This is a genomic window from Thiomicrospira sp. (assembly GCF_014859555.1).
Classification (GTDB): Bacteria; Pseudomonadota; Gammaproteobacteria; order Thiomicrospirales; family Thiomicrospiraceae; genus Thiomicrospira.
In genome coordinates this window covers 1-13,908 of record NZ_JACUTY010000056.1, presented here as the reverse complement: position 1 = coordinate 13,908, position 13,908 = coordinate 1, and the positions used below count along the sequence as shown (strand labels likewise).

Genomic DNA, 13,908 nt, shown 5'->3' with positions numbered 1-13,908 from the left:
ACTCGCGTTTAATGGCATGCCGTCAAATTAGATGACTTCAATTAGCCGCGCGCCCTGTTTTTCTAGCAACACACCAATCGGTTCGAGACTTAGCCCCTGTGATAAAGCAACGGCTAAAAAAGCGGCTTCACCGGCTTTGTCCACCGCAACCAATAACCCGCCGGATGTTTGTGGATCACACAAAATTTTCTGTTGCATTTCGTCAAGCTCACCAATTAGGTGGGCAAAGCTTTCGTAGTTACGTTGCGCGCCGCCCGGTGTGCAGCCTTGTGCCAAATAGGATTCGATATGTGGCAGTTTGGGCACAGCTTGATAGTCGATCTGTGCCGACAGCTGGCTACCCTGGCACATTTCAATTAGGTGACCAAGTAAGCCAAATCCGGTTACATCCGTCATGGCTTTGATGCCAGGCAGCTTGCCTAATTCGGTGCCGATCTTATTGAGCTGACACATGGTATCCGGTGCTAGTCGTTGGTGTTCTGGTTTGAGTTTTTTGTGTTTTTCGGCGGTGGTCAGAATCCCGATTCCAAGTGGTTTGGTCAGGTAAAGCTGGCATCCGGCTTTGGCGGTGTCATTACGTTTAATATATTGTTTTTCTACGAGGCCGGTCACGGCTAAACCGAAAATCGGTTCGGGAGAGTCAATCGAATGCCCGCCCGCTAATGGAATGCCCGCCAGTTGGCAGGCTTTACGTCCGCCATCGACTACATTTTGGGCGACATCTGCGCTAAGTTTGTCAATTGGCCAGCCTAAAATCGCGATCGCCATCAAAGGTCGCCCGCCCATCGCATAAATATCGCTGATGGCATTAGTCGCCGCAATTTGACCAAATTCAAACGCATCATCCACAATCGGCATAAAAAAATCGGTGGTCGAAATCACGGCGCTGCCATTGCCTAAATCGTAAACTGCGGCGTCATCTTTTGACTGATTACCCACCAGCAAGTTGGGATCCAGCGCAATCGTTAACTGACTTTTAAGAATCTGATCCAATACTTGCGGTGCGATTTTGCAGCCGCAGCCGGCCCCATGACTGAACTCCGTCAGGCGAATTAAAGTTTGCGCAGTTTGGCTAGTGGACATGGAAATTAAATACCTGTGTTGAGAGGTTAAGATAATGCAGGCTGTCGATGTAAGTCAGGCTGGGCGGTTTCGCACGTCGCGAGTATAACCAACCCGCCCACAGAACTCAAGAATCAGCCGATTGAACTTCAAAGCTTAAGCCAGGAGCTCTAAATTTTGGGTTACGAACTTAAGTTAGAGCGGTTACAATTTCAGGCTAGACGCGATAAAAGGAGACGCATGAATTTACTCAATTTAGATCAAGCCAACCGCGAGGCATTTGTGGCCACGTTGGATAGGTTAATTAAAGAGCACGGCATGAAACCCAGCGACATGTTTATGCATGTGTTGGAAAGTAGCGAAGAGCCGGAAATGAATTATTGGATGACGCGAGTTTTGATTGAAAACCATGCTCTTGATCCGCAGAAACCGCTAGATAAAGATGCAGCTGGCGAGGATGTTAAGCCTTTACAAGCCGCCTGCCTGCTGCAAAACATTGGTGTGGTGGCGGTTTTATTGGAAAAAAACGCATTTCAAGGTTCGGTAGCGGATCGAGAGTTTCAACTAGCGGCCCGCATCGCTTCAAAACATGAAGATCAAGCCTTGCTGGGTTTGTTGATGAAGTTTGCGCAAGAACGTAACGAACTTGAATGGATGATGAAAGCCTTACAACGCGCGCCTATTCAATAGATTGAGCGCCAAACTACAGGCGCGGTATTGCTTGATGAAAGCTTAGTCAAAGCAGCGGTAATCGCGTGTTTTACGATAAATGCGTGAGTCGTGAGCACGTTGTTGTGGAGTCATTTTAAATAAAGCCCATACCAGAGTGTAATAACCAGCCGCTTCAAAAAACTCTTCAAAAAACAGCCCATATTCGTCCGTTATCCATTCGCGATCGAATACACCACCGGCGAATAAAAAGCCAGCGGCTAATAACATCATCCAAAAATATTGGGTTTTTAAAAAACACCGCGCGCTTTGCCATGCAAATAAGAAGTGGCGTAAGCTATAAACAATAAAAGGTAGAAATAGCAGGGTGGTAATCACGGCTGAACCGCTAGGGCTCGCGATGTAAATGAGCCAGCTTGGGAAGTCGGTATCTCGCAGTTCAAGCTCGCGCAAAAAGAAGGCCACACTTAACAACGCAAAGCCAGTGCTGATATAAATTAACTTTCGCTGTTTGTGAGATAAAGCATTAACCAAAGCAAGCACAAAGGCCAGCGCAATTAAAGCCAGTTGAATGTTTTCATACAAACCATTTTCATCGGCCAACAACCCCGGACGTGTTGTAAAAACGATACTTAGACCAGTAAAGAAAGCGATTGTAAAAAGCATAAATACACTGTTAAGCATAAAGCACCTTAGGGTTAGATTGGTTGACTGTAATGAAGTGTATATAATATTACACTAATGTAACAACTTCTTAAGTGATTTCATTTCTAGCATATTGAAGTAAATAGTTTTGATAGTCCCTAGCTATCAAAACTATTTATATATTTAATTTTACTAATGGCTAATATCTCACTAAACTAGCATCCAACCGAATAAGTCGGTTAAAATTTTTAGCTGATTTTTTAACTAAACGATGGAGATAAAACATGGCATTACCGAATAAAGAAGGTCAACGCGTTCCTAATGTAACTTTCCCAACTCGTCAGAATGGTGAGTGGGTAAATGTGACAACTGATGAGTTGTTTAAGGGTAAAACCGTTGTGGTTTTCTCCTTGCCAGGTGCGTTTACGCCTACTTGCTCATCAACCCATTTGCCTCGTTATAACGAGCTAGCACCGGTTTTCTTTGAAAACGGCGTAGACAGCATTGTTTGTTTGTCGGTAAACGACACGTTTGTCATGAACGAGTGGGCACAAGATCAAGAAGCCAACAATGTCGTTCTAATTCCTGATGGCAACGGTGAGTTCTCAGAAGGCATGGGCATGTTGGTTGATAAGGCAAACCTAGGTTTTGGTAAGCGTTCATGGCGTTATTCGATGCTGGTTAAAGATGGCGTCGTTGAAAAAATGTTCATCGAACCAGAAGTAGAAGGTGACCCATTTGAAGTGTCGGATGCCGACACCATGTTGAACTACATCAACCCAAAAGCAAAAAAACCACCCGTTGCGACTATTTTCACTAAAACGGGTTGCCCATTCTGCGCAAAAGCGAAAGCGGCGCTAGAAGATGCTGGCATTAAGTATGAAGAAATTATCATCAGCAATAGCGGTGTAACGTCGCGTACTTTGCGTGCTGTAGCCAACCGTGATACCGTGCCACAAGTGTTTATCGAAGGTAAGCACATTGGTGGATCTGAAGAGTTAGACGCTTATCTTAAAAAATAAGCTCGTTAACGAACTCAATCCATAACCACCAGGCCTGGTGGTTATTAAGGGGAGCTTCGGCTCCCTTTTTTCACCAAACTTGTTTTGTGTGGGTTTAACTCAAATTCAGACAAAACAGGTTTAAAACAAAAAGGATACAGCGATGCAATATGATTACGATGTAATAGCGATTGGTGCCGGTAGCGGTGGTTTGTCGATTGTTGAACGTGCGTCAGAATACGGCAAAAAATGTGCCGTGGTAGAAGCCAAAAAACTAGGCGGTACCTGCGTAAACATCGGTTGTGTTCCGAAAAAAGTCATGTGGTTTGGCGCGCATATTGCCGAAGCGTTGCGTGATGCACCGGACTTTGGGTTTGATGTTGATGTCAAAGGCTTTGATTGGTCAAAATTAGTTGATCAGCGTGAGCAATATATTAAAAACATTAACACTTGGTATAACGGCTACATGAAAGACCTAGGTGTTGATGTGTTAACAGGCTGGGGTAGCTTTGTGGATGCGCATACGGTTGAAGTCGACGGCAAACACTACAGCGCCGAAACCATCGTGATCGCACCGGGGGGCGTGCCGGATATTCCGCAAGATGTCGAAGGCGCTGAATTAGGCATTACATCGGATGGTTTCTTCGCCTTAAGGACGCAACCAAAAAAAGTTGCCGTGATCGGCAGTGGTTACATTGGTGTCGAGTTGGCGGGTGTATTCCAGGCTTTGGGTACGGAGGTGAGTTTGTTGAGCCGCAAGGATTTAGTCTTGCGTGGCTTTGACGATATGATTCGTGAAAATCTAACCAATGCAATGATTACCAGTGGTATCCATAAAGAATACCACTTCCGTGTTGCGCGTATTTACCGCGCCGAAAACGGTAGCTTAACAGTTGAAAGTGAAGACGGCCAGCATCTAGACGGTTTTGATCAAGTCGTCTGGGCGGTGGGTCGTAGCAACTTAATTGAACCGTTGAAGATTGAAAACGCTGGTTTAAAAGCTAGCTCTAAAGGTATTATCGAAGTAGATGACGAACATCGTACCTCGGTCAACAATATTTTTGCAATTGGCGATGTCACCGGTCAGCCGCAATTAACACCGGTCGCGATTCGTGCCGGACGTTTCTTGGCGGAGCGTTTATACAATAATAAACCGCATTTAAAGTTGAATTTAAATGCGGTGCCAACGGTTATTTTCTCTCACCCACCGGTGGGCACGGTCGGTTTGGCGGAACATGATGCACGTGCAAAATATGGCCATGACAACGTAAAAGTCTACACCTCGATTTTTACGCCAATGCGTTATGCCTTTACTCACCACCAAATTAAAACCGCGTTAAAGTTGGTGGTGACCGGGCCAGAAGAAAAGGTCGTGGGCATTCATATCGTCGGTGACGGCGCAGACGAAATGTTGCAAGGTTTTGCGGTTGCGGTGCAAATGGGGGCGACCAAAGCCGACCTGGATGCAACCATCGCGATTCACCCAAGCTCGTCAGAAGAACTGGTCACCATGCGTTAAAACGCCATAAGCCCGTAACTCGTTAAAAGCCCGCCAGTTCGATTCTCAAACCAGCGGGCTTTTTTATGGCAGGGTAAAAATTAAGGTTATAATGTGGCCAAACCAGAGGATGTTTTTGTGCCATTTGAAATTGACTTTTTACCATCCGAAACCGGCGGCGAGATTGGCGATGCGATTGCTTTGCGTTATGGTTTAACCCATAATCAAAAAATCATCGTATATGATGCCGGCGATTCTCAGCACGCGCAAAAACTGGTTAAACACATCCAGCATTTCTTTAATACGGACTGTATCGAACATCTGGTCTGCTCTCATCCCGATCCTCACAGTACACCAGGCCTGGTGGTTGTGTTAGAGCAAATGCAAGTAGGCACACTTTGGCTACATCAGCCTTGGTTATATTGCCGTGAGATGGCCGACTATTTTATGACGAATCAATCCAAACAACCTGGATTAGGTCAAACGTTTGAAGCCAAGTTTCGCAGTAGTTATGAGCTTGCCAAGTTAGCCAATCAAAAAGGTGTGGCGATTAAAGAGCCGTTTCAGGGCCAATGGATCGGGCATTTTCATGTGTTGTCGCCAGCCAAGCAATGGTATGTAAGTGAGTTGGTTCCACAATTTAAACAACCGATTTCATCGCCCAATCATTTAATGCGTTTTTTACGCTGTTTGAGAAAAACCGCCAAACGTGCCGTATCTTGGGCGGCGGAAAAATGGGAAACCGAATACTTGCCGGAAACCGGCCACACCTCCGCCGAAAACGAAAGTTCGGTGGTGCTGTATGGCAACTTAGAAGATTATCATTATGGCTTGTTACTGACTGGGCACGCGGGGGTAGAGGCTTTGCACCGAGCGCTGGATTATTTAGAACTACTCAATATTCATGCGCCTAAACATATCCAATTTATGCAAGTTCCGCATCACGGCGCATTAGAGCATGTATCGAGTGTGTTGTTGAACCGATTGGTGGGCGCGCCTTTAGAGCAAGAGCCTGTCGTTAAACACAAGGTCGCGTTTATCTCGACGCCGAGTGGCGAGTCATCTTATCCGCATGCCTCGGTGGTGAATGCTTTATTGCGGCGTGGCGTGAAAGTGGTGGCGACCGAAGGCAAAATCAAACGTCATCATAAAAACACCCAAACCACGGCAGATTGGCGTGTTGCACAACCGCTTAGTTTTAGCGAGCAGGTCAAGCTAGAGTCGAGTTAATCAGCCAAGTTCAGCGCGTTTCTATAAATTTTAAGTATATCAACTTGGTTTTGGATGCATAAATAAGCCTGATCAGCCAGCGCGTCAGCTATTGCTTGATTGCTGAGCAACTGGTTTAAACGCTGTTGAAGTTTGTCATAATCGGCACACACAATAATCGCAGAATGCTGTTGGAATTCGACCAGTTCATCTTCAAAATCACGGTTATCCCAGCCCGTAATAATAGTGCGTTTAAGCGCCGCGGGCTCTAAAAAATTATGTCCACCTTTAGCCACAAATGATCCGCCCATAATCACTAATTTCGCATGGGCAAATAAGCCCATTAAATGCCCAAACCGATCGTCAATAAACACCTGGGTGTCGGGGTTAATGGCTTGTTGACGACTAGCTAAACTTACCTTGAGATTGAGTTGGCTTAACTGGTTTTGAATTTGTACACCACGTTTCGCATGGCGGGGCACAATCACCAATAATTCGGTGCGCTGTAATGCTTGCCAACGTTGTGAAATTTGCACTTCCTCATCCGCGTGGGATGATGCCAACAAAACATAGTCACGTGCCACTTCACGCTCAAATTGTGGCAAAGATTTCAAACCGGCCTGTTTTAGATTGCCCAAAATCTGCACTTTATCCGCCTGCGCACCCAGTTGAATATAACGTTGGGCTTCGGCGTTTGAGCGCGCTAATATTTGGCTGGTGAGTGTTAAACACAGACGATATTGCGCTTTCAGCCAATTGGGGGCACTCAGGCTTTTATGTGATAAACGCGCATTGATTAAACGAATTTTGAGACCTTGGCGGTGCGCAAGTTTATAGAGGTTTGGCCAAAGTTCAGTTTCTACCACCCACAATTCAGCGGGCTGACTGGTTTTTAAAAAACGTCGGATCGCAAAAGGCCAGTCGAATGGACAGTAACGAATTTCAGTATTGGCAAAACCAAGTTTTTCGGCGGTTTGAAAACCGCTGGGTGTGCTGGTGGTAATCAACCAGGCCTGCTGGGGCGCAGATTTGATTAAGGCTTCGACCGCTTTAACTTCACCTACTGAAGCGCAATGCAACCAAATAGCACCAGGCCTGGTGGTTGGATAACTAAGACCCAAACGTTGTTTTATAAAATTCCAGCCGCCCTGGCGTTTAATCGCATCCAGCACAATTAAAATCACAACTAATGGGCTTAATAAACGAATTAAAAACTGGTAAAGCATGGCTTAGTGACCAGACAGCAACAAGGCTTCCATCAGTTCAATATCACCTGGCACATCCACTTCAGGCGAATCGTGTTCGCTGAGCACGACTTTGATTTTGTGGCCGTATTCGAGCGCGCGCAGTTGCTCTAGTTTTTCAATGTCTTCCAACTGACCCATTGGCAGTTGGTTAAACTGGTCAACAAATCGTTTGGTGTAGGCATAGATGCCTAAATGTTTAAAAGAATCGTGATCCCAATAATCGCGGCCATGTGGAATGGTGGCGCGTGAAAAATACAACGCAAACCCATTTACATCAGTGACCAGTTTGACGTCTTTCGGACTGGTGATTTCAGCTTCGTTAATAATCTTGAAAGACAAGGTCGACATTTCAAACGAACCATCGTAATTGGTGGCCATAAAAGGCGAAATAACCGCTTCGATCGACTCGTGATGCACCAAAGGTTGATCGCCTTGCACGTTGACGATGAGGGCATCATCACTTAAACCTAAGGCTTGAGCGGCCGCAGCAATGCGGTCTGTGCCGGAGGCGGCTTCAACTGGTGTCATAATCACCTCACCACCAAATTCGCGCACCACTTCGGCAATGCGTTCATCATCTGTGGCCACGTACACCCCGGCTAAACCCTTAGCTTTAGCAATGCGTTCATACACATGCTGAATCATGGGTTTGCCAGCGATCAGTTTGAGTGGCTTGCCCGGTAGGCGTGAACTGCCATAACGCGCCGGAATAAATACATAAGTTTGCATAGATGTCTCGTTTAAATGATTTAACCACGAAGGACACGAAGCCCACGAAGAAAAGCGATAAAATTATAACTTCGTGCTCTTCGTATCCTTCGTGGTAAACAGCATTACATTTTGTTGAATAATGAACGCAGTAGTTCTGGGGTAACGTGGGTTTGCCAGTCTTTGCCGTAAACATTTTCCCAAAGCGGCGCTAAGCCAGAAGATACACGAATCATTTTTTGCATGTCGTCTTCAGACAAACCTTTGGTGATGCCTTTGGGTAAGGTGATATTGTGTTTTTTCATCATTTCACGGAACTCGCGCACGCCTTCTGGATAAAAGTCATCCAACACGTCCATGACAATACAGTTGCCGATGCCGTGGTGATAACCCATAACATAAGACAAACCGTAAGATAAGGCATGGCACGCGCCCACTTGGCTATACGCGATGCTTTGACCACCCATATAAGAGGCCATCATCAATTTTTCATCCGCATCTGGGTGATCACCCAGATAAACTTCGCGACAAAGATCGAGTGATTTTTCACCGAACGCGCGCGCAAACTCATTAATGTACGTGCCGTTTAAAGCCTCAATACCGTGGATATAACAATCCATGCCAGTATAGAACCACTGATCGGTTGGCACGCCTTTTACTAAGTCTGGGTCCATAATGATTTGGTCGAACACGGTGTAATCCGAGTTCATGCCTAATTTTTTGTCTGGGCCGGTTAAAACCGTGGTGCGCGACGCTTCTGCGCCCGTACCCGAAATGGTGGGAATGCCCACATGATGCACAGAGGGGTTTTTAATTAAATCCCAACCCTGGTAAGACGCCGACCCGCCCGGATTGGTTAACATTAACGAAATCGCCTTAGCCAAATCTAACGTCGAACCCCCACCTAAACCCACAACACTCACTGGGTTTTGGTCTGCAAATGCTTGCACTTGTTCAGTTAACGCATCGACATAAGTGGTTTTTGGTTCATCCGTCACATCCACCCACAAAATCATGTCATGCGGTAAAGCCGGAATACGACCTTCAAGTGGTTTGCCCTTGTGAACACTGTCGACCGCGAATACCACAAAATCTTTGTCGGTTTGGCGCTGTTCGGCTAACACTTCGTCGAGCTGGTCAAACGAGCCACGACCAAAAATCATGCGAGGAACGGTTTTAAAGTTACGAAATTTCATTCATCAATCCTTTATTTAATCACCAGGCCTGCTGGTTGGCGGGGCGCTTATTTAAATACGGTAGCAAAGGCGTCAATACGCTTTTGAATATCTGTGTTAGACCAGCTCAAATTAATCAACATCGACAAGGTGCGGCTCATAATCTCATCCGACTTCGGCGTTTTAACTTGGCTGTAATCTGGGCGATCGGCAATCAGTTCAATTGGCAGTTTGGCTGGGCCTTTCATTTGCTGAATGTGCTGCCAGTTTTTCAAATAATGCCAATTGTTACCATACCAGTAAAACACCGCCGGAATGCCTTCGGCTTGTAAACCAGCCACCACTTCACGCGCGCGCGCTTCGCTTGGCAACATAATGCTTAAAAAACCCGCATTATCACCAGCTTCGTCCGGTAGGTCACGGAATGAGATTTCGCTGTATTGCTTTAACGCGTCTTTCAGCGTTTTTTTGTTACGACGTTGGATATCTAAAATACGATCCAGTTTTTTCCACTGCGCGACACCCACCGCGGCATTCATTTCCGAAATGCGATAGTTGGCGCCCATAATCGGGTGACTCTCTGCCCCACGATCCGAACCAATATGATCGTGACCATGATCTGAATACTGGTGTGCGTAATTGTAAATTTGAGTGTCATTAGTTAAGACCGCGCCGCCTTCACCGCATGAGATGGTTTTAACCGAATCAAACGAGAAGGTGCCGACCTGGCCAAACGACCCCAAAGCTTGACCTTGGTAAGTTGCGCCAGTGGCTTGGCAAGCGTCTTCTAACAGCACGATATTGTGTTTGTCGCAGACGGCTTTGATTTTATCCATATAACCGCCCGAACCACACATATGCACAAAATTAACCGCGCGGGTGCGTGGCGTAATCGCGGCTTCAATACCTTCCGGCGACAAACACAGGGTTTCATCAATTTCAGCAAAAATCGGAATGGCACCCGCTAACACAATGGCTTCCACCGAGGCGACAAACGTAAACGGCGGCACAATCACTTCATCGCCCGCGCCAATGCCAGCGGCGGCTAAAGCGGTGGTTAAGGCCGCCGTGCCGCTTGATACTAAGTGCGCATGTTTGACTTTGATGGTGTCTTGAATCATTTTCTCCAGCTCGCGCGCTTTCCAGACATCATTACGCATGCCATCAAAGTTGTAACGGAAGGTGAAACCCTTGTCCATTACCTCGGCAACCTGTTGTTTTTCGGATTCATCAAATAGCTCAAAGCCCGGCATGAAGCTCTCCAGTTAAAAAATTAAGAATGTTTAATTAATGTGTCGAACAAGACGCCATGACGCACTTGCTGTTGGTCTAGTTTGAGACGATTGGCAATAAAAATGGCGTGTAACTGATGCAAGGCGGCATCAAAATCATCATTGATCACCACATAATCAAACTCGGGATAATGCCTCATTTCAGACACTGCATCCTGCATGCGTCGTGCGATAATGTCCGCGCTATCGGTACCACGACCATTTAATCGACGATCCAACTCTTCAATCGAAGGCGGCATAATAAAAATCGAATAAGCATCAGGATAAAGTTGGCGAACTTGTTGTGCGCCTTGCCAGTCAATCTCTAAAATAACATCTTGTCCAGCGGCCAACTGCTGGTCAACGCTGGCTTTGGTGGTGCCGTAAAAGTTATCAAACACCTGGGCGTACTCTAAAAACTCGCCCGCTTGAATTTGGGCTTTAAATTCCGCCACGCTTACAAAAAAGTAATTCACCCCGTGTTTTTCACCTGGGCGCATCGGGCGTGTGGTGGTCGAAACCGACACGCGAACCAATAGGTCCTTATCCAGCAGTTTGCCGACCAAAGAGGTTTTGCCCGCACCGGAAGGGGCCGAAATAATATAAAGATTGCCTAACATAGGATTCTCGACAGGACGATATTCGTCTAACACAAAAAAATTTAAACTATCTTATCAAACCAGGCTAATTTGCGTGTAGGTTTTTAGATTCTGCGGCGCAATTTTGGATACAATAATTTACATGCACAATCAAAGTATTTTTTTAGTCGGCCCAATGGGAGCCGGAAAGTCCACAGTCGGCCGGTTTTTAGCCGAAAGACTGGGCTATGAATTTCTCGACAGCGACCACGAAATCGAAGATCGAACCGGCGTCACGATTCCGATGATTTTCGATATCGAAGGCGAGGCTGGGTTCCGTCAGCGCGAAATTGCGGTGATAGACGAACTCACACAATGCCCCAATATCGTATTGGCGACCGGCGGCGGCGTGGTGTTGGCCGAAGATAATCGGCGCGCATTACGCTCACGCGGCTTTGTGATTTACCTACGTTCGTCGGTCGAATCCTTGGTCCAACGTACCAAAAATGACCGTAATCGCCCGTTGTTACAAACCGATGACCCAGAAAAAGTGATTCGACAAATTCTAGAAGCGCGCGATCCGCTTTATGTCGAAATTGCCGATTTGGTGATTGAAACTCAGCAAGTGTCGATTTTTAGGGTCGTTAAACATATTCACGAAGAGCTCGAAGCCCGGGGCATTGTGTCTTAAGTTTTATCGCTTAAGGTCACGGCAATAAAGATTTTGTAAAAAACCCCGTTTAACGCAGGCTAATAATCCGCAAACGTATTAAGGACAGTCCATTGATTACTCTTAACCTTGACTTAGGTGACCGCAGTTATCCGATCTATATTGGTCAGGATTTATTACAACAACCAGGCCTGGTGACGCCGTTTGTAAAAGGCACGCAGGTGATGATTGTCACCAATACCACGGTCGCGCCCTTGTATTTAGACACCTGCAAAGCCCTGTTTAAAAATTTCGATGTCGATACCGTGATTCTGCCAGACGGCGAAGCCTACAAAAACCTAGAGGTGATGAACTCGGTATTCGACAAACTGATCGAACGTCATTTTGACCGCAAATGCACCCTAGTCGCGTTAGGCGGCGGCGTGATTGGCGACTTAACCGGGTTTGCCGCGGCGGCTTATCAGCGTGGTGTGCCGTTTATTCAAGTGCCCACCACCTTATTATCACAAGTGGATTCGTCGGTTGGCGGCAAAACCGGCGTGAATCACCCCAAAGGCAAAAACATGATCGGCGCGTTCCACCAACCGCAAGCCGTGGTGATTGATACCAACACCTTGAATACGCTGGATGATCGTCAACTATCCGCCGGCCTAGCGGAAATAATTAAATACGGCTTGATTCGTGACCTAGCTTTTTTCGAATGGCTAGAGCAAAACCTCGAAGGTTTAATGGCACGCGACCATCAATTATTGGCGCAAGCGATACAGCGTTCTTGCCAAAGTAAAGCCGATATTGTCGCCGCCGACGAAACCGAACAAGGCCAACGCGCATTACTGAATTTAGGCCACACCTTCGGCCACGCGATTGAAGCTGGCATGGGTTACGGCGCCTGGTTACACGGCGAAGCCATTAGTGCGGGTATGATGCAAGCGGCCTATATGTCGCAATTATTAGGTGATTTAAACACGGCGGATGTCGAACGCATCGGCGCCATATTCAAACGCGCCAAACTGCCGATTTATCCACCGAACGAACTCAGCAACGACCAGTTCATGCAATACATGGCGGGCGACAAAAAAGTTCAAGCCGGTAAAGTGCGTTTAGTGTTATTAAAGTCCATCGGTGAAGCCTACATCACCGGCGATTACCCAGCCAAAACCCTAACCAAAACCCTAACCGACTGGCGGGTTTAAAACTCACCACAGAGGCAGTAGGTCGGATTAGCTCAGCGTAATCCGACAAGCACTCTTTCCGTTATACAACCAAAAAGGAAATATCATGATGATTGATCAATTGCAACAGCGCTTTAACCATCCCAACGTGCGTTTCTACCTGCGTGACCAATTGGTCATGATTGAACTTAAAAACAACTTTGGCCAAGCTACCGTCACCACCCACGGCGCCACCTTATTAAGTTACATTCCGGCTGGCGGCACGGATTTATTATGGGTCAGCGATACCGCTATTTACGATGGCAGCAAGCCTGTACGTGGCGGTGTGCCGGTTTGTTGGCCGTGGTTTGGCGCACACGACCCAAGCAAAATGGGCGCGCACCCAACTGATGCCGCCAAAAAAGCCCACGGCTTTGCGCGTTACGAATTATGGGAAGTCGAATCCGTTGCCAGCGTTGGCGAGGCGACTCAAGTGATCTTAAGCCTAACGCCCAATGCCTCAATAGAAAAAGCCTGGCCGTTTGATTTTAAAGTCCGTTTAGCCGTTACCCTAGGTGAAAAGCTAACGGTTGAACTCATTGGCGAAAACCGCAGCAACCAGGCCTGGTACGTTACCGAAGCCCTGCATACCTATTTCAAAGTCGCCAAAGCACCAGGCCTGGTGGTGGAAGGTTTAGAAGGCAAAACCTATTACGACAAAAATCAAGGTTTCGCCGACTTCAAACAAACCGACACCCTAAAAGTACAAGCGCCAATGGACTGTGTGTATGTGGACCACAACACGGCAGTCGTGATGAAAGATCAAGGTCGCGATATTGTGATGGACAAAATCAACAGCGCCAGCACCATCGTATGGAACCCAGGCGAAGAAGGCGCCAAAGCCTTTGCCGATATGCCCGATGACCAATACGAATTTATGGTGTGTGTCGAAGCCGGCAACGCCCTACAAAACGGCTACCAACTCAAAGCCGGAGAAAAACACACCATGGGCATGGTGCTGTCA

At 46.8% G+C, this 13,908-nt stretch carries 14 protein-coding genes; 7 read left to right on the top strand and 7 right to left on the bottom strand.

Annotated features, from left to right (window positions below):
* Positions 1-27: 27 nt before the first annotated feature.
* Positions 28-1,083, bottom strand: coding sequence for a selenide, water dikinase SelD (gene selD, locus IBX48_RS08650; RefSeq protein ID WP_296833280.1), 1,056 nt, complete (start codon positions 1,081-1,083; stop codon positions 28-30).
* Between the two features lie 219 nt (positions 1,084-1,302).
* Here selD and IBX48_RS08645 point away from each other — a divergent pair, with 219 nt between their 5' ends.
* The gene (locus tag IBX48_RS08645) at positions 1,303-1,752 is read left to right on the top strand and encodes a hypothetical protein (RefSeq protein WP_296833278.1); all 450 of its coding nucleotides are present in this window, start codon (positions 1,303-1,305) and stop codon (positions 1,750-1,752) included.
* Positions 1,753-1,794: 42 nt separating this feature from the next.
* On the opposite strand, the gene IBX48_RS08640 is transcribed toward IBX48_RS08645, so the two are convergent.
* The gene (locus IBX48_RS08640) at positions 1,795-2,415 is read right to left on the bottom strand and encodes a hypothetical protein (RefSeq protein WP_296833275.1); all 621 of its coding nucleotides are present in this window, start codon (positions 2,413-2,415) and stop codon (positions 1,795-1,797) included.
* Between the two features lie 245 nt (positions 2,416-2,660).
* Between IBX48_RS08640 and IBX48_RS08635 the strand changes: the two genes are divergently transcribed.
* The 3 genes from IBX48_RS08635 to IBX48_RS08625 all read left to right on the top strand — a co-directional run bounded on the left by IBX48_RS08635 (position 2,661) and on the right by IBX48_RS08625 (position 6,105).
* Positions 2,661-3,398 (top strand): glutathione peroxidase, encoded by a 738-nt coding sequence (locus tag IBX48_RS08635; RefSeq protein ID WP_296833272.1) that lies wholly within the window; start codon positions 2,661-2,663, stop codon positions 3,396-3,398.
* Between the two features lie 142 nt (positions 3,399-3,540).
* Positions 3,541-4,896 (top strand): glutathione-disulfide reductase, encoded by a 1,356-nt coding sequence (gene gorA, locus IBX48_RS08630; protein ID WP_296833269.1) that lies wholly within the window; start codon positions 3,541-3,543, stop codon positions 4,894-4,896.
* A gap of 117 nt (positions 4,897-5,013) precedes the next feature.
* Positions 5,014-6,105 carry a hypothetical protein gene (locus tag IBX48_RS08625; protein WP_296833267.1) on the top strand — a complete coding sequence of 364 codons (1,092 nt, stop codon included), beginning with the start codon at positions 5,014-5,016 and terminating at the stop codon, positions 6,103-6,105.
* On the opposite strand, the gene IBX48_RS08620 is transcribed toward IBX48_RS08625, so the two are convergent.
* The 5 genes from IBX48_RS08620 to gmk all read right to left on the bottom strand — a co-directional run bounded on the left by IBX48_RS08620 (position 6,102) and on the right by gmk (position 11,105).
* Positions 6,102-7,310, bottom strand: coding sequence for a glycosyltransferase N-terminal domain-containing protein (locus IBX48_RS08620; protein ID WP_296833265.1), 1,209 nt, complete (start codon positions 7,308-7,310; stop codon positions 6,102-6,104). The two genes, IBX48_RS08625 and IBX48_RS08620, sit on opposite strands and share 4 nt — an antisense overlap.
* A gap of 3 nt (positions 7,311-7,313) precedes the next feature.
* A complete protein-coding gene (kdsB, locus tag IBX48_RS08615; RefSeq protein ID WP_296833262.1) occupies positions 7,314-8,060 on the bottom strand; it encodes a 3-deoxy-manno-octulosonate cytidylyltransferase in 747 nt (248 codons plus the stop codon).
* A gap of 104 nt (positions 8,061-8,164) precedes the next feature.
* Positions 8,165-9,235 (bottom strand): iron-containing alcohol dehydrogenase family protein, encoded by a 1,071-nt coding sequence (locus IBX48_RS08610; RefSeq protein ID WP_296833260.1) that lies wholly within the window; start codon positions 9,233-9,235, stop codon positions 8,165-8,167.
* A 47-nt stretch (positions 9,236-9,282) separates the two neighbouring features.
* Complete coding sequence (locus IBX48_RS08605; RefSeq protein ID WP_296833257.1) at positions 9,283-10,467, bottom strand: DegT/DnrJ/EryC1/StrS family aminotransferase; 1,185 nt, start codon at positions 10,465-10,467, stop codon at positions 9,283-9,285.
* Between the two features lie 20 nt (positions 10,468-10,487).
* Positions 10,488-11,105, bottom strand: a complete 618-nt coding sequence (gene gmk / locus IBX48_RS08600; protein ID WP_296833255.1) for a guanylate kinase — start codon at positions 11,103-11,105, stop codon at positions 10,488-10,490.
* A gap of 121 nt (positions 11,106-11,226) precedes the next feature.
* Here gmk and aroK point away from each other — a divergent pair, with 121 nt between their 5' ends.
* From aroK to IBX48_RS08585, 3 genes are all read left to right on the top strand, one after another.
* A complete protein-coding gene (aroK, locus tag IBX48_RS08595) occupies positions 11,227-11,754 on the top strand; it encodes a shikimate kinase AroK (protein ID WP_296833283.1) in 528 nt (175 codons plus the stop codon).
* A gap of 92 nt (positions 11,755-11,846) precedes the next feature.
* Positions 11,847-12,926, top strand: a complete 1,080-nt coding sequence (aroB, locus tag IBX48_RS08590; protein WP_296833252.1) for a 3-dehydroquinate synthase — start codon at positions 11,847-11,849, stop codon at positions 12,924-12,926.
* 85 nt (positions 12,927-13,011) lie between these two features.
* Positions 13,012-13,908, top strand: an 897-nt coding sequence (locus tag IBX48_RS08585; RefSeq protein ID WP_296833249.1) for a D-hexose-6-phosphate mutarotase, incomplete at its 3' end; no start/stop codon positions are given.